Raw genomic sequence first — 16,118 nt, 5'->3', positions numbered from 1 at the left:
ATCGTCACTCCCTGTGAGAACGGAAGACAGCATAGAGCGCGACGCGGTGCGGGCGAAACCCGGTGCTAGGCGAACGGCTCCAGCGCGCCCCACAGTGCCTCGACGCTCTCGAATGTCCGATCCACCTCCGGCAACGGCGGCCGCGCCAGGATCAGCACCGGCACGCCCCGCTCGCGGGCGACCTGCAACTTCGGCTCGGTGGCCTGGCTACCGCTGTTCTTGCTGACCAGTACGTCGGTGCCCAGGCGCTCGAAGAGTTCGCGCTCGCCGTCGAGGGTGAAGGGACCGCGCGCGCCCAGCACCTCGGCACGCCCGTTGCCCGGCAGGCTTTGCAGGCAACGCACGGTCCAGTGCTGGTGCGCGGGAATCTCGTCGAGGTGCTCAAGGGGCTCGCGACCCATGGTGAACAGCGGCCGGCGGAAGCGCTCCAGGGCTTCGATCAGCGCCGGCCAGCCGGCCACCTCGTGCCAGTCGTCCTCCGCTCCCGCCTGCCAGCCCGGTCGGCGCAGCGCCCAGCAGGGCACGTCGGCCAGTCGTGCGGCGCGGGCGGCGTTGGCGCTGATCTGCGCGGCATAGGGATGGGTCGCGTCGAGCAGCAGGTCAAAGCCCTGTTCACGGATGAACGCTGCCAATCCTTCCGCGCCGCCGTAGCCGCCGACGCGCACTTCACAGGCCAGGTCGTCCGGCACCTTGCCCAGCCCGGCGAGGCTGTACAGGTGTCGGGGGCCCAGCCGACGCGCAATGGCCAGCGCCTCGCCGATGCCGCCCAGCAGCAGGACACGCTTCATCGAGCCTCCAGGGACTCGCCGACCAGGTTGCCCTGGCGATCGATGGCGAAGACTTCCAGCCGTACTTCGGCCGGCACGATACGCCGTGCGAACGCCAGTGCGCGGGCGCAAACGGCGTCCCCCAGGGCAATTCCTTCTTCGCGGCACAGCGCCAGCGCCTGCTGGCTGGTGTTGGCCTCGCGCATGCGCTGTTGCAGGTCCGCCGACGCGCCAATCTCCGCCGCCCACTCCGCCAGCTGCGGCAGGTCGATGCTGGAGTGTCGGCTGTGCAGGTCCATGTGGCCGGCCGCGAGCTTGCTGATCTTGCCGAAGCCGCCGCAGACGCTGAAGCGCTCCACGGGCGCCTTGCGCAGGTGCTTGAGGGCGGCGCCGGCGAAGTCGCCCATCTCGATCAGCGCGGTGTCGTCGAAACCATAGCGGCGGCGCATGGCGTCCTCGCTGGCGTTGCCGGTGCAGGCGGCGAGATGGCGGAAGCCGTTGGCGCGGGCGACGTCGATACCCTGCTGGATCGAGGCGATGTAGGCCGAGCAGGAGAACGGCCGGACGATCCCGGTGGTACCGAGGATGGACAGCCCACCGAGAATGCCCAGGCGCGGGTTCATGGTCTTCAGCGCCAGCTCGGCGCCGCCCTCGACGCCGATGGTGACTTCGAAGCCGCCTGTGTAGCCACATTCGGCGGCCAGGGCGGCGAGGTTGTCGTGCATCATCTGGCGCGGCACCGGGTTGATCGCCGGTTCGCCCACCGCCAGCACCAGGCCGGGTTTGGTCACGCTGCCGACGCCTTCTCCGGCATGGAAGCGCACTCCCGCTTCGGCGCTCAGAGCAACGCGGGCGAAGACCAGCGCGCCGTGGGTGACGTCCGGGTCGTCGCCAGCATCCTTCAGCGTGCCCGCCTCCGCCCCCTCGGCAGTCAGCCGGCAGAACTCCAGGCGCAGGGTGGCGATGCGCTCCTTGGGCAAGGCGATCTGCGCCGCGTCGCTGGCTGCGCCGGTCAGCAGCAGGCGCGCCGCAGCAAGGCTGGTGGCGGTGGCGCAGCTGCCAGTGGTGTAGCCGCTGCGTAGTGGGCGGGGTTCCTCGGGAGTTTCGTCACGCATGGTTCAGTCGGCCCGCGGTTTCCAGACTTCCAACAGGGTAATCGGCAACGCCGCGCGCCAGGTATCGAAGCCTCCCAGCGGTTGGGCCTGGGCCACGGCAAGGCGGGTCAGTTCGCCGCCGATGCGCTCGCGCCAGCTCACCAGCAGCGCCTCGCTCTGCAGGGTGACGGCGTTGGCGACCAGACGGCCGCCCGGCTTGAGCTGCTCCCAGCAATGTTCGAGGACGCCCGGCACGGTCACGCCGCCGCCGATGAAGATCGCGTCGGGGCGCTCCAGTCCTTGCAGGGCCTCCGGCGCAGCGCCACAGACCAGCTGCAACGCTGGTACGCCGAGGGCGTCGCGGTTGAAGCGGATGTGCGCCTGGCGCCCATCGTTCGCCTCGATGGCCAGGGCGCGGCAGCTCGGATGGGCGCGCATCCATTCGATACCGATGGAACCGCAGCCGGCGCCAACGTCCCAGAGCAGCTCGCCCGGCCCGGGCGCCAGGCGCGCCAGGGTCACGGCGCGCACATCGCGCTTGGTCAACTGGCCGTCGTGGCGGAAGGCGTCATCCGACAGGCCGGTGGTCAGCGGCAGGCGAACGGCATCGGCGCCCGCCACGCATTCCACCGCCACCAGGTTCAGGGCGGCGCTGCTGTTCAGCGACCAGTCGCTGGCCAGGCCGTCGATACGCCGCTCGGATTCGCCGCCCAGGTGCTCCAGCACGCTGATCCGGCTCGGGCCGAAACCGCGTTCGCGCAGCAACGCGGCAATGGCGGCCGGGCTGTCGCCGTCATTACTGAGGATCAGCAGCTCCGCACCCTCATGAATCTGCGCATTGAGCGCCGCCAAAGGGCGCGCCACCAGGGACAGCAAGGTGCACTCCTGTAGCGCCCAGCCCAGCCGCGCGGCGGCCAGCGAAGCGGAGGACGGCGCGGCAAGCACGAGCATTTCCTCCGCCGGAATCTGACGGGCGAGACTCGCACCAACCCCGAACCACATCGGGTCGCCGCTGGCCAGCACACAGGTCGGCTGGCCACGCCGGCGCAGCACCGGCTCCAGGCTGAACGGGCTCGGCCAGGCCTGGCGATCGGCGCGCAGGCAGTGCGGCAGCAGCTCCAGCTGGCGCGGCGCGCCGATCACCTCGCTGGCGCCGAGCAACGCTCGGCGCGCGGCCTTGCCGAGGCCGGCGTAACCGTCCTCACCGATGCCGACGATGGTCAGCCAAGGCGTCATGGGAATTCCTCTGAAGGGGTGCGGCGATCGATCCGACGGGCAGGCTTGTCCCGCCCTCGGGCAAAGCAGGCATAATACCCGCATCGTCGGTGCTCGTAGGACGCTTCGCTGCTTGAAGGCGATGCATCCGAGAGCCGAAGAGGGAACACGGTTGAACCGTGGCTGCCCCCGCAACTGTAAGCAGCGAGTCCGCGCAATCCGACCGCATGATGATCCCTTTCATGCGGTCGATCAGGCCACTGGGTAACCGGGAAGGCCGCGCAGGATGACGACCTGTCAGCCAGGAGACCTGCCGACGAGACCAGTCGCGCGTGCGGACATCGAGCGGGGTGTATCGGTGTCGTGAAGTCCCCCGTGGGGGATTCGCAGGTCACCGCGACCCAGCCCTGGTGACCTCAGTGCACGATTCCTCCGTTCTGCCCGTCCGTCCGTCAGCCTGCCCCGGCCTGCTGCGCATCGTGGCCTCCCGCGATGGCGGCATCTGCCGCATCAAGCTGCCCTGTGGACAACTCGATGCCCGCGCCGCGCGCGCCATCGCCCAGGCGGCCGAGCGCCATGCCGACGGCGTGCTGGAAGCGACCAACCGCGCCAACCTGCAGATCCGTGGCATACACGCCGGTACCGGGAACACGCTGAGCCGCGAGCTGCTGGCCGCCGGCCTCGGCCCGCGCGAGCTGGCGGCCGACGACGTGCGCAACCTGCTGGTCAGCCCGGCCCTCGGCCTGGACATGGCATTCGACGCCAGGCAACTGGCTCACCAGTTGCTCGATCTGCTGGAAGACACCCCGCGCTTCCACAGCCTGTCACCCAAGTTCGGCATCCAGCTGGACGGCGGCGAAGCGCTGGCAATGCTGGAGCATCCCAACGATATCTGGCTGTCGGCGATGTCCGACGCTGCGGCGCCGCTGTTCGCCTTCGGCCTGGCCGGTTGCCCACCACGAAACGAGACGGATCGCCCCGCCCTCGCCGCTGTCACCGCCGAGCAGGTGCCGCTGCTGGTGGAAACCCTGTTGCACCTGTTCCTCGACCTGGCCGGCGATGGCCAGACGCGCATGCGCCATCTGCGCGAAACGCTCGGCGACAAGACGCTGCTGGAGCACCTGCAGCAACGCCTGCCCTTCGCCCTGCAACTCGGCCCGCTTGTGGATAACTGGCGTCGTCTTGCGCCGACAGCCTTCGCGCACCTCGGGATTCATCCGCAGCGCCAGCCGGAGCGCGCCATGGTCGGCGCAGGATTCGTCCTCGGACGGCTCGACAGCACCCTGCTGGTCGGCCTGGCCGATCTCGCCGAGCGCTTCAGTGGCGGACAACTGCGTCTGACGCCCTGGCAAAGTCTGATCCTCCCCGATGTGGCCCAGTCCGACGCTGCCGTCGTACTCACCGCCCTGGCAAACCTCGGGCTGCTGACCGAAGCCGCACAGCCGCTGTCGCGCATCGTCGCCTGCAGCGGATCCAGCGGCTGCGCGCGCGGCCTGGCCGACACCAAGGCCGACGCCCGGCGCCTGGCCGAGCGTCTGCGCCAAGCGCCAACGGCCGGCGTGCACCTGTGCGGTTGTCCGCGCTCCTGCGCCGCCGCCCACGTCGCGCCCTATACCCTGCTGGCCGTCGACGACGGCCGCTATGACCTGTTCCGTCGCGCCGACGGCGTCGCCGGCTTCGGCCAGCCGCTGGCGCGCAACCTTTCCCTCGATGCCGCCGGCGACCTGCTCGCCGCGCCCGGAGTCCCCACCGATGCTTGATTACATCCGCGACGGCCAGGCGATCTATCGCCAATCCTTCGCCACCATCCGCGCCGAAGCCGACCTGTCCGGCATCCCCGCCGATCTGGAAAAGCTCGCCGTGCGGGTGATCCACGCCTGCGGCATGGTCGACGTGGTGCAGGACCTGCGCTTCTCCGAAGGCGCCGGCGCCATCGGCCGCGCGGCCCTGGCCAAGGGCGCGCCGATCCTCTGCGATGCGCGGATGGTTGCCGAGGGCATCACCCGCGCGCGCCTGCCGGCCCACAACGAGGTGATCTGCACGCTCAACGACCCGGACGTTCCGACGCTCGCCCGCGAGCTGGGCAACACCCGCTCGGCGGTGGCGCTGGAGCACTGGCGCGAGCACCTGGAAGGCAGCGTGGTGGTGATCGGCAACGCCCCGACCGCCCTCTTCTACCTGCTGGAAATGCTCGATGTAGGCGCGCCGAAACCGGCGCTGATCCTCGGCTTCCCGGTGGGTTTCGTCGGCGCCATGGAGTCCAAGGACGCCCTCGCCGCCGACAGCCGTGGCGTGCCCTACGTGATCGTCCGCGGGCGCCGCGGCGGCAGCGCGATGGCGGCCGCGGCGGTGAACGCCCTGGCCACGGAGGTGGAATGATGGCTGGCCGTCTCATCGGCCTGGGCGTCGGCCCGGGCGACCCGGAACTGCTGACCCTCAAGGCCCTGCGCCTGCTGCGCGCCTCCCCGGTGATCGGCTACTTCGTGGCCAAGGCCAAGCATCATGCAGGCCAGGGCGGCAACGCCTTCGCCATCATCGAGGAGCACCTGCGCGAAGATCAGCAGCGCCTGCCGCTGGTGTACCCGGTGACCACCGAGAAGCTGGAACCGCCGCTGACCTACGAAGGGGTGATCAGCGACTTCTACGACACCGCCGCCGCCCAGGTGGCTGCGCACCTGGACGCCGGCCGCGACGTGGCGGTGATCTGCGAGGGCGATCCGTTCTTCTACGGTTCCTACATGTACCTGCACGACCGTCTTTCGCAGCGCTATGACACCGAAGTCGTACCCGGCGTCTGCTCGATGCTCGGCAGTGCGGCGGTGCTCGGTGTGCCGCTGGTGTACCGCAACCAGAGCCTGTCGGTGCTGTCCGGCGTGCTGCCCGAAGACGAGCTCAAGCGTCGCCTGGCCGACGCCGATGCGGCGGTGGTGATGAAGCTCGGGCGCAACTTCGACAAGGTCCGCCGCGTACTGCGCGAGCTGGGCCGCGACAGCGGCGCCCACTACGTCGAACGGGCCACCATGCGCGAGCAGCGCATCGTCGCGCTGGATGACGTGGACCCGATGGCCTCGCCCTACTTCTCGATGATCGTCATCCCCGGCCAGCGGTGGAACGGCTGATGCGCGCCGCCATCGTCATTCTCGGCCAGGGAGCGCTGGCCACCGCACGACGCCTCCAGGGTGCTTATCCGCAGGCGCGCGTGCTGGGCCTGAAGGAGCGCGTCAAAGGCGCCGACGAGTCCTACGCAAACTTCGGCGATACCCTGCGCCAGCTGTACCGCGACGACACCCCGATCATCGCCCTGTGCGCCGCCGGCATCGTCATCCGTACCCTCGCCCCATTGCTCGTCGAGAAGGGTGCTGAGCCGCCGGTGCTGGCCGTCGCCGAAGACGGCAGCGCCGTGGTGCCGCTGCTCGGTGGGCTGGGCGGGGTGAACCGCATGGCCCGCGAGATCGCCGCCGCGCTGGATGTGGCGCCAGCGATCACTACCAGCGGCGAACTGCGCTTCGGCGCCTGCCTGCTCGACCCGCCCCAAGGCTATGCCCTGGCCGATATCGAGCAGGGCAAGCGCTTCGTCTCCGACCTGCTGGGCGGCGATACCCTGCGTATCGAAGGTGACGCGCCCTGGCTCGATGAACTGGACCTGCCGCTGGCCGAGGACGCCGCGCACACCCTGCGCATCGACGCGCACACCACTGGCATTGCACAGAACGAACTGCGCATTCATCCGCGCATCGTGCTCGCCCACGTCACGCTGGTGGATTCGCAATTACCCCGGCGCATCCGCCAGGGCCTGGCCCAAGCCGGGTTGGCCGAAGCCTCGCTGGCCGCGCTGGTGGCACCGCGCTGCCGTATGGCCGATCCCGCCCTGGCTGGCGCCGCCGCAGAGTTGGGCGTTCCACTGCGCTTTATCCACAACGATGAAGCACTGCCGCCGGACGTGCTGCACGGCGACTCCTTCCATCTGCTCCGTGCCACGACGCCCGCCGAAGCCGAGCGCATCGGCCAGCCGCGCGGGCGACTCAGCGTCATCGGCCTAGGGCCCGGCGCCAGCGACTTCATGATCCCCGCCGTGCGACGCGCGCTGGACGAAGCACAGGACCTGCTCGGCTACGAGACCTACGTGAAGATGGCCGAGCCGCTGCGCGACGACCAGGTGCGCCACTGCACCGACAACCGCGAGGAAATGCAGCGCGCCCGCCACGCCTTCGAGCTGGCCGCCAGCGGGCGGCGGGTGGTGGTGATTTCCTCCGGCGACCCCGGCGTGTTCGCCATGGCCGCTGCGGTGATGGAAGCGCTGCATGAGAGCAGCGATCCGCACTGGCACGGCGTGGAACTGGAGGTGCTGCCGGGTGTATCCGCCGCCCTGGCCGCCGCCGCCAAGGCCGGCGCGCCGCTGGGGCATGATTTCTGTCTGATCTCGCTGTCGGATAACCTCAAGCCCTGGGAGACGATCGAGAAGCGACTCGAGCATGCCGGCGCCGCCGACCTGGCCATGGCCTTCTACAACCCCATCTCCAAGGCGCGCCCGTGGCAGCTGGGGCGCGCGCTGGAGATCGTCCGCCAGCACCGCGCGCCGGAAACCCTGGTGGTGCTCGGCCGCGATATCGGCCGCCCGGCCGAGGCACTGCGGGTGGTGACGCTCGGCGAGCTGGTGCCGGAGATGGTGGATATGCGCACCCTGGTGATCGTCGGCTCGTCCCTGACCCGCCGCTTCCCCCGCGCCGGTGGCGGCGATTGGGTGTATACGCCGCGCTGGTACCGCTGAAGAGCGGCATGGCCGCTTTTCGCAGGAGCGAGCTGCTCACGAACAGATTTCCCCGGTAGCTGCGGTGCCGGGACGTTCGCGAGCAAGCTCGCTCCTGCAACAACACCGATCCGGCGAGCACGCTTGCAAATGACCAATGGCTTATTGAAAATGCGACAAATTATCATTTGCAGCATTTCGCTCGCCCATGTCATCCACTTTCGACGTCCACGCGCTCTACAGTGACCACCACGGCTGGCTGCACAACTGGCTGCGCAGCCGCCTGGGCAATGCCGCCGATGCCGCGGACCTGGCCCAGGACACCTTCGTGCGTGTGCTGCTCAAGCCCGAGCGCATCGAACTGCACACGCCGCGCGCCTTCCTGCGGGTCATCGCCCGCGGCCTGGTGATCGACCACTGGCGGCGCGAGGAACTGGAGCGCGCCTACCTCGACGCCATCGCTCATCTGCCGGAAGCGCAAGTGCCCTCGGCGGAGGCGCGGCAGAGCATCCTGCAGTTGCTGGAAAACATTGCCCGCCTGCTCGACGGCCTCAAGCCCAAGGTGCGCAGCGCCTTCCTGCTGGCCCAATGCGAGGGCCTGCCCCATGCCCGGATTGCCGAGCAGCTTGGCGTCTCCGTGCGCTCGGTGGAGCGCTACGTCGCCGAAGCGCTGTTCCACTGCTACCAGCTGCGGTACGCCGAATGAACGGCGCCAGCCTCGCGCCCGATCCACGGGTGGTGAAGCAGGCGATCCAGTGGACCCTGCGCCTGAACGGCAATGCCGATCCCGAGTTGCTCAGCGCCTGCCAGCACTGGCGCCAGGCCAACCCCGAACACGAGACCGCCTGGCTGCGGGTACAGGCGCTGAACAGCGAACTGGCGGCCGGTTACCAGGCCGTGCCGGGCGCCCGCGTGGCGCTGGAGAACGCCACCCAGCGCGTGCAGCGGCGCCAGGCGCTGAAGCTGCTTTCCACCCTCGCGATCGGCGCCTCGGCGTTGTGGCTGGCCCGCGAGGTCGCCCCCTGGCAACGCTGGATGGCCGACTACAGCACCGCCACCGGCGAGCGCAAGTGCTTCACCCTGGCCGACGGCAGCGTGCTGCAACTGAACACCGACAGCGCGGTGAATGTGCACTTCGACTCGCGCCAGCGCCTGCTGCTCCTGGAACGCGGCGAGATGCTGCTGAGCACGGCGAAGGACACCGCGCGGCCACTGCGGGTGAGCAACCGCGACGGCCTGTTCGAGGCCCTGGGCACACGCTTCGTGCTGCGCCAGGACGAGCGCTCCACGCACCTGAGCGTCGCGGACGGTTCGGTGGCCATCGCCCCACGCGTACGCGGCCAGGCCACCGCCATCGCCAAGGCCGGGCAGACCTACGAGATCAATGGCGACAGCGCCCTGCTGGCCGAGCGCAGCAACATGGACAGCGGCGCCTGGGTCGACGGCCTGATCGTCACCCGCGATATGCGTCTGGCGGACTTCCTCGCCGAGATCGGTCGCTATCGCCATGGGCATCTGCATTGCGATGCGAGCGTGGCCGACCTGCGTCTCTCCGGGGTGTTCCGCCTGGACGACACCGATCAAGTGCTTGCCCTGCTGCCGCAGACGCTTCCCGTGCGGGTGGAGAAACGTACGGACTGGTGGGTGACGGTGAGCGCGCGGGGCTGAGCCCGCGCTGGAACGTAGGGCGGATAACGTTCGACGTTATCCGCCGTTTAGCCGGGGTAGCAAAGCACGTCGAGTTCGGCCTTGGGGCCCGTGATGGATCAAGGTACGCCGCCCAATAACATTTCTTCGCAATCGAGAATTATTTTTGTCGGGTTTCGCCGCGTCGGCCGGCAAGGAGGAATAACCCGTTCATTTCCCCTCCTCTCCGGAACCCCATCCATGCGAGCCGTTCACGTCCCGATGCCGTCCCCCACCCTGCCCAGCGCCAACCGCCTGGCCCATGCCGTACGCGGCGCCCTGCTCTGCGCGAGCCTGGGTGCCAACCTGCCGCTGACTGCCTTGGCCGCCGACGCTGCCGCCATCACCAGCAGTCGCGCCTACGCCATTCCGGCCGGGCCCTTGGGCGAGGTGCTGAACAGCTTCGCCCGCGAGGCGGGGATTACCCTGTCGGCTACCCCGGAGCAGACGCGCGGGCTGAACTCGGCCGGCCTGAACGGCACCTATTCGGTGGACCAGGGCCTATCGCGCCTGCTGCTGGACTCACCGCTGGAAGCCACGGACCAGGGCAACGGCAACTACGTGCTGCGCCCCGCCGCGCCGACCGACGTGCTGGCCATGCCGTCCAGCGATGTGTTCGCCCTGGGCAACGCGCTGGGCGAGGAAGACGGCTACCTCGCGACCCACAGCCAGATCGCCACCAAGACCTCCAAGTCCCTGCTGGAAACCAGCCAGAGCGTCTCGGTGATCACCCGCGAGCAGATCGACGACACCGCCTCCAAGACCGTGCAGCAGGCCATGCGCTACACCCCCGGCATCTTCACCGGCCAGGTCGGCGCATCGAACCGCTACGACTACGTGGTGATGCGCGGCTTCGCCGACAACAGCGTGGACAACATCTACCTCGACGGCCTGAAGGCCATGGGCGACAGCGGCACCTTCAGCTCGATGCAGATCGACCCGTACTTCCTCGAACGCATCGACGTGGTCAAGGGTCCGTCCTCGGTGCTCTATGGCCGCAGCCTGCCGGGCGGGCTGGTGGCGCTGACCAGCAAGAAGCCGCTGTACGAGGACTACCACCAGATCACCGGCACGGTCGGCAACATGGGCCAGAAGGAGCTGGGTTTCGACTTCAGCGGCCCGCTGGATGAGGAGAAGCGCATCGCCTACCGCCTGGTCGGCCTGGGCAAGGGTTCGGACACCCAGTTCGACCATGTCAAGGAAGAGCGCTACGCCATCGCCCCGACCCTGGCAATCGACTTCACCGAGGACACCACCCTGACCCTGCAGGGCTACCTGCAGCACGACCCGAACGGCGGCTACCACGGCGGCGTGCCGGCGGACGGCACGCTGTTCCACCACAACGGCCAGAAGATCTCCCGCGAGTTCTTCGACGGCGAACCGAGCAAGGACGACTTCGACCGCACCCAGCGCATGTTCGGCTACCAGCTGGAACACCGCCTCGACGACGTGTGGACCGCGCGGCAGAACTTCCGCTACCTGGACTCCGATGTGGACCTCTCGCAGGTCTACGCCTACGGCTGGACCGCGCCGGACGAGAACACCCTGAACCGCTACTTCTCCGGCGCCCGCGAGCACCTGCAGGCGTACATCGTGGATAACATCGCCCAGGCCGAGTTCGACACCGGCGCCGCCCGACACACCTTGCTGATGGGCCTGGATTACCAGCGCCGCCGCACCAGCGTGGACTGGTCCTCCGGCCAGGCCGCCCCGCTGGATGCTTTCAATCCGCACTATGGCAACGACGCCATCAGCTACTACCCCGACGACAACCACACCCGTCGCCTGGAGCAGACCGGCGTCTACCTGCAGGACCTGATCGACATCGACAACTGGCGCTTCTCCCTCGGCATGCGCGAGGACTGGGTGACCGTCGAAGACAAGAACCGCAGCACCGGCAGCAAGGCCGACGACGACTGGAAGAAATTCACCGGGCGCATCGGCGCGCTTTACCTGTTCGACAACGGCGTCGCGCCCTACATCAGCTACTCCGAGTCGTTCAACCCCAACGCCTACTCCGACCAATCCGGCACGCCACTGGAGCCGACCGAGGGCAAGCAGTGGGAAGCCGGCCTGAAGTTCCAGCCCGAGGGCAGCCGCAGTCTCTATACCGCCTCGATCTTCCACATCACCCAGGAGAACGTCGCCTCCAAGGAGCCGCAGGACAACTTCTACACCTCCGTGGGCGAAGTGCGCTCCCAGGGCTTCGAGCTGGAAGCCCACACCCAGGTCACCGACAACCTCAAGGTACTCGGCAGCTACACCTACACCGACATCACCTACACGAAGTCTCTGGACGGCAACCAGGGCCACACCCCGAACCAGGCGCCCAAGCACATGGCCTCGCTGTGGGCCGACTACGGCTTCGATGCCGGCCCGCTGGACGGCCTCTCCCTTGGAGGCGGTGCCCGTTACGTCGGCGAGACCTGGGCGGACAAGGAGAACACCCTGCGCGTGCCGGACTACACCCTGGTGGATGCGCGCATCGGCTATGACCTGTCCCGCGTCGGCCTGAAGGGGCTGGACGTCAGCCTCAACGCCAACAACCTGCTGGACAAGGACTACGTGGCGTCCTGCTACAGCCTGGACTTCTGCTACTTCGGCGAAAAACGCAACGTCACCGCAACGGTGAACTACCAGTTCTGATCGCACCGTCCAGTCGTTGCAGGGGCCCGGCCCCTGCAACTTCCTCTTACAAATACCCCCCCTATACCCCCCCTTCGGGTGAGTTCTGCCGCGAGACCACCCTCCTATCCTCGACGCTCCTGACCGCTTGCGAACACAACAAGAACAATCTGGCCACGCCAGCAGGAGCAACCATGAGTCAAACGTTCGAGACGATCGCGTCGCCCACGACCAACTCGCCGGCCTCGACCCGGGCGCTTTACCGCAAGGTGATCTGGCGCCTGCTGCCCTTCCTGGTCGTCGCCTACGCGATCAACGCCATCGACCGCCTCAACATCTCCTTCGCCAAATTGCGCATGGCCGAGGATATCGCCCTGAGCGAGGCCGCCTACGGGATCGGCGCCGGCATCTTCTACCTGGGCTACATCCTCTTCGAGGTGCCCAGCAACCTGTACATGCAGCGCGTCGGCGCCCGCGCCACGCTCACGCGGATCATGGTGCTGTGGGGCATGGTCACCGTCGCCACCGCCTTCGTCACCACCGCCAACCAGCTGATCGTCGCGCGGTTCTTCCTCGGGGTCGCCGAAGCCGGGTTCTTCCCGGGCGTCATTCTCTACCTCACCTACTGGTTCCCCAGCGAACTGCGCGGCCGGATCACCGCCGTGTTCATCATGTCGGCGATGGTCGCCGGCATCACCAGCGGACCCCTGGCCGGCTGGATCATGACCCACTTCCACGGCTGGATGGGCCTGCGCGACTGGCAGGTGCTGTTCGTCCTGGAAGGCATCCCCGCCATGCTGCTGGGGGTGTTCGGCTGGTACTGGCTGGCGGATCGCCCACGCGACGCGAAATGGCTGAGCGACGAGGAGAAGGACCGCCTGGAAGCCGCACTGGCCACCGAGCCGGAAAAATCCGGCGATCACGGCCGCTTGCTCGACGTGCTGCGCGATCCGCGGGTGTACATCGCCGGGCTGGTGTTCTTCTGCGTCTACAGCGGCTCGAACACCGTGTCGTACTGGATGCCGACACTGATCCGCGGCTTCGGCGTGGAGGACTTGAGGTCCATCGGGCTGCTCGCCAGCCTGCCCTACGCGGTGGGCATCGTCGGCATGTACCTGCTCGGCCGCAGCTCGGACAAACGCCAGGAGCGCCGCTGGCACGTCGGTGCGACCATGCTGGTCAGCGCCAGCAGCTTCTTCCTGCTCGGCCTCGTCCAGGGCCACCTGCTGCTCTCGGTGATCCTGATGACCGTCGGCGCAGCGACGGCGATGTCCGCCCTCTCGCTGTTCTGGACCATCCCACCGGCGCTGCTCAGCCCGACACGGGCAGCCGGCGGCATCGCGGTGATCAGCGCCATCGGCGGCCTGGCGGGGGTGATCAGCCAGATCGTGGTCGGGGCGATCAAGACCGCCACCGGCAGCCTGTACCAGGCCTTCGACGTGATCGGCGTGGTCCTGGCAATCGGCGCGCTGATCCTGCTGCTCGGCATTCCGGCGCATCAACTGCGAAAACGCCTGCACTGATCCACCGACGGCAGAAGGCCCCGCTTTGGCGGGGCCTTCTGCTCCGGTCTGACTAGAACTCTGCCGCCTGGCGGTGGCGTGTCTCCAATTCCAGGGAGGTGCGGTAGGCGTGCGCCTCACGCTCGGTATGGAAGATGCCGACCAACTGGCCTTCCTGGTACACATCCCAGCAACGCCCGCCCAGGGCGCGGAACTCGCGGGATTTATGGTCGTCGTCACGCTCGGTCACTGTAATGCTCATGTCTTTTCTTCTCCGGTTTTGCCACACATCAAGGCAATTCCAGAATCATTTAATTAGCTAGCTAATTAAATAGTCACTTTCGAGAAAGACTGTTGCGGACCTTCGCCAAAACGAGCGTCCCAGAAACGCAAGAGCGCAGCTCGAAGGCTGCGCTCTTGGTGACTCCAACCGCTGGGTTCAGAACGGAATGTCGTCGTCGAAGCTGTCGTAGTCCGGGGCCGGCTGCGGAGCGGGCTGGGACTGCTGCTGCGGGGCCGGACGCGGCGCCTGCTGCGGACGCTGCTGAGGCTCACGCGGGGCGCGCGGAGCGTCGTCGCCACCGGCACCCGGACGGCCGCCGAGCAGCTGCATGTTGCCGTTGATGTCGACCACGATCTCGGTGGTGTAGCGGTCCTGACCGTCCTGGCCCTGCCACTTGCGAGTGCGCAGGCTGCCTTCGACGTAGATCTGCGAACCCTTGCGCACGTACTCGGCGACAATTTCCGCCAGGCGACCGAAGAACACCACGCGGTGCCACTCGGTGCGTTCCTGCTGCTGGCCGGTCTGCTTGTCCTTCCAGCTCTCGCTGGTGGCCAGGGTGACGTTGGTCACCGCGTTGCCGTTGGGCATATAACGGGTTTCCGGATCGCCACCGACGTTACCCACCAGAATGACTTTGTTAACCCCACGGGCCATGACGCTCTCCTAAAGGCTTCAGCACGTCGCCGGCTCGGCGCCAGCCAGGCGCTCGAGGGACGTGCGATCCACTTGTTGGGAATCTACTTTGACATAAGCGGCGGCCTCTTCGATGACCACCATCACATCGCTCACACCGGGCAATGCCTTGAAACGCTCGGCCAACGAGGCATCGCGCAGCGCCTCATCGGAAAGAGGCAGACGAATGCTCGTTACATACGGCGGTTCACGCATGGTAACAGCAATCGCCAGCCAGATGGCAGCAAGGACGGCGCAGCCGATGAATACCCCGTTCAGGCCACCGTGCTGGAACATCCAGCCGCCCAGGATGCCGCCCACCGCGGCGCCGAGGAACTGGCTGGTGGAGTACACGCCCATCGCCGTGCCCTTGCCGCCGGCGGGCGAAACCTTGCTCACCAGGGACGGCAGCGAGGCCTCCAGCAGGTTGAACGCGGTGAAGTAGACGATGATGCCGAACACCAGTTCCTGCAGGCTGTCGCCGAAGGCCCAGAAGTACAGCTCGCAGAGCATCAGGGTCGCCACCGCGCCGCTCAGCACGCGCTTCATCTGGCGCTTCTTCTCGGCGTAGATGATGAACGGCACCATGCCGAAGAAGCCCACCAGCAGTGCGGTCAGGTACACCCACCAGTGCTGCTCCTTGGGCAGCCCGGCGCGTTCCACCAGCGCCAGCGGCAGGGCCACGAAGCTGGCCATGAGGATGGCATGCAGGACCAGGATTCCGGCGTCCAGGCGCAGCAGTTCGCCGTTCTTCAGGGTCGGGATCAGCGACTGCTTGGCCACGCTGGATTCGCGGTGCTGCATGCGATGGTCCGGGGTCGGCACGACGAACAGGATGATCAGCATGCCCACCAGGGCCATGCCGGCGGTGAACCAGAACAGACCGTGCAGGCCGAACCAGTGGGTCAGCACCGGGCCGGCGACCATGGCCACGGCGAAGGACACGCCGATGCTCATGCCGATCATCGCCATGGCCTTGGTACGGTGCTGCTCGCGGGTCAGGTCGGAGAGCATCGCCATCACGGCGGCGGAAATCGCCCCGGCGCCCTGCAGCACCCGGCCGGCGATGATGCCCCAGATGGAGTCGGCGTTGGCCGCCAGCGCGGCGCCGGCGGCGAATACCAGCAGGCCGACGACTATGATCGGCCGGCGGCCGATGCGGTCGGACAGGGTGCCCAGGGGAATCTGCAGGATGGCCTGGGTCAGGCCGTAAGCGCCGATGGCCAGGCCGATCAGGGCCGGGGTCGCGCCAGCGAGATCCTGGCCGTAGGTCGCCAGAACCGGCAGCACCATGAACATGCCGAGCATGCGGAACGCGAAGACCAGGGACAGGCCGGCGGCCGCGCGGGTTTCGGTGCCACTCATGCGCTCAGTGTGGGAATCGTGCATAAGCCCCTCATGGGAAGACGGATGTCGGGGTTGCGCTTCAGTGCCCCCGTGACGGCGCGCCCTTCCACTCCGCGAAGGGCCGGCTGTCGCCAACGCCGAAAAATAGCCGCGCATTCTACCAGTCCTGCCGCCCGCCGG

The 16,118-nt window shown here is 67.8% G+C and carries 14 protein-coding genes and 1 riboswitch; of the genes, 8 read left to right on the top strand and 6 right to left on the bottom strand.

All coding sequences use genetic code 11. The annotated features are described in order from the left end of the window. Window positions 1-65 precede the first annotated feature (65 nt). Genes ACAW63_RS08225 through cbiE form a run of 3 tightly spaced genes read right to left on the bottom strand, consistent with a single transcriptional unit; the run spans window position 66 to window position 3,097 of the window. A complete protein-coding gene (locus ACAW63_RS08225) occupies window positions 66-788 on the bottom strand; it encodes a cobalt-precorrin-6A reductase (RefSeq protein WP_371232928.1) in 723 nt (240 codons plus the stop codon). After that, window positions 785-1,882 carry a cobalt-precorrin-5B (C(1))-methyltransferase gene (locus tag ACAW63_RS08220; protein WP_371232926.1) on the bottom strand — a complete coding sequence of 366 codons (1,098 nt, stop codon included), beginning with the start codon at window positions 1,880-1,882 and terminating at the stop codon, window positions 785-787. The genes ACAW63_RS08225 and ACAW63_RS08220 overlap by 4 nt, the downstream gene beginning before the upstream one ends. Window positions 1,883-1,885: 3 nt before the next feature. Beyond that, window positions 1,886-3,097, bottom strand: coding sequence for a precorrin-6y C5,15-methyltransferase (decarboxylating) subunit CbiE (gene cbiE, locus ACAW63_RS08215; RefSeq protein ID WP_371232924.1), 1,212 nt, complete (start codon window positions 3,095-3,097; stop codon window positions 1,886-1,888). Window positions 3,098-3,167: 70 nt separating this feature from the next. Beyond that, a riboswitch (cobalamin riboswitch) is annotated at window positions 3,168-3,409 on the top strand. A gap of 86 nt (window positions 3,410-3,495) precedes the next feature. On the opposite strand from cbiE, the gene cobG reads away from it, so the two are divergent. The 8 genes from cobG to ACAW63_RS08175 all read left to right on the top strand — a co-directional run bounded on the left by cobG (window position 3,496) and on the right by ACAW63_RS08175 (window position 13,657). After that, the gene (cobG, locus tag ACAW63_RS08210) at window positions 3,496-4,836 is read left to right on the top strand and encodes a precorrin-3B synthase (protein ID WP_371232923.1); all 1,341 of its coding nucleotides are present in this window, start codon (window positions 3,496-3,498) and stop codon (window positions 4,834-4,836) included. Continuing rightward, window positions 4,829-5,455: a precorrin-8X methylmutase gene (locus tag ACAW63_RS08205; protein ID WP_371232922.1), complete on the top strand. Its 627-nt coding sequence runs from the start codon at window positions 4,829-4,831 to the stop codon at window positions 5,453-5,455. Before cobG ends, ACAW63_RS08205 begins: the two co-directional genes overlap by 8 nt. Beyond that, a complete protein-coding gene (locus ACAW63_RS08200) occupies window positions 5,452-6,195 on the top strand; it encodes a precorrin-2 C(20)-methyltransferase (RefSeq protein ID WP_371232921.1) in 744 nt (247 codons plus the stop codon). The genes ACAW63_RS08205 and ACAW63_RS08200 overlap by 4 nt, the downstream gene beginning before the upstream one ends. Further along, window positions 6,195-7,844 carry a precorrin-3B C(17)-methyltransferase gene (cobJ, locus tag ACAW63_RS08195; RefSeq protein ID WP_371232919.1) on the top strand — a complete coding sequence of 550 codons (1,650 nt, stop codon included), beginning with the start codon at window positions 6,195-6,197 and terminating at the stop codon, window positions 7,842-7,844. The genes ACAW63_RS08200 and cobJ overlap by 1 nt, the downstream gene beginning before the upstream one ends. 187 nt (window positions 7,845-8,031) lie before the next feature. Then, window positions 8,032-8,529 carry a sigma-70 family RNA polymerase sigma factor gene (locus ACAW63_RS08190; RefSeq protein ID WP_371232917.1) on the top strand — a complete coding sequence of 166 codons (498 nt, stop codon included), beginning with the start codon at window positions 8,032-8,034 and terminating at the stop codon, window positions 8,527-8,529. Further along, entirely contained in the window at window positions 8,526-9,491 is a 966-nt protein-coding gene (locus ACAW63_RS08185) for a FecR domain-containing protein (RefSeq protein WP_371232915.1), read from the top strand. Before ACAW63_RS08190 ends, ACAW63_RS08185 begins: the two co-directional genes overlap by 4 nt. Before the next feature lie 219 nt (window positions 9,492-9,710). Beyond that, on the top strand, window positions 9,711-12,155 hold the full coding sequence (locus tag ACAW63_RS08180; protein WP_371232914.1) for a TonB-dependent siderophore receptor: 2,445 nt from the start codon (window positions 9,711-9,713) through the stop codon (window positions 12,153-12,155). Window positions 12,156-12,328: 173 nt separating this feature from the next. Continuing rightward, a complete protein-coding gene (locus ACAW63_RS08175) occupies window positions 12,329-13,657 on the top strand; it encodes an MFS transporter (protein ID WP_371232912.1) in 1,329 nt (442 codons plus the stop codon). A 52-nt stretch (window positions 13,658-13,709) separates the two neighbouring features. On the opposite strand, the gene ACAW63_RS08170 is transcribed toward ACAW63_RS08175, so the two are convergent. From ACAW63_RS08170 to ACAW63_RS08160, 3 genes are all read right to left on the bottom strand, one after another. Continuing rightward, a complete protein-coding gene (locus ACAW63_RS08170) occupies window positions 13,710-13,898 on the bottom strand; it encodes a hypothetical protein (RefSeq protein WP_275609992.1) in 189 nt (62 codons plus the stop codon). 177 nt (window positions 13,899-14,075) lie between these two features. Continuing rightward, entirely contained in the window at window positions 14,076-14,573 is a 498-nt protein-coding gene (ssb, locus tag ACAW63_RS08165; protein WP_207884728.1) for a single-stranded DNA-binding protein, read from the bottom strand. Window positions 14,574-14,591: 18 nt separating this feature from the next. After that, the gene (locus ACAW63_RS08160; RefSeq protein WP_343575479.1) at window positions 14,592-15,980 is read right to left on the bottom strand and encodes an MFS transporter; all 1,389 of its coding nucleotides are present in this window, start codon (window positions 15,978-15,980) and stop codon (window positions 14,592-14,594) included. Between the last annotated feature and the right edge of the window lie 138 nt (window positions 15,981-16,118).

It is taken from the genome of Pseudomonas sp. QE6, from assembly GCF_041379005.1.
GTDB lineage: Bacteria > Pseudomonadota > Gammaproteobacteria > Pseudomonadales > Pseudomonadaceae > Pseudomonas.
Note: the sequence above shows the minus strand (reverse complement) of the source record. Positions and strands in the feature narration are given on the sequence as shown.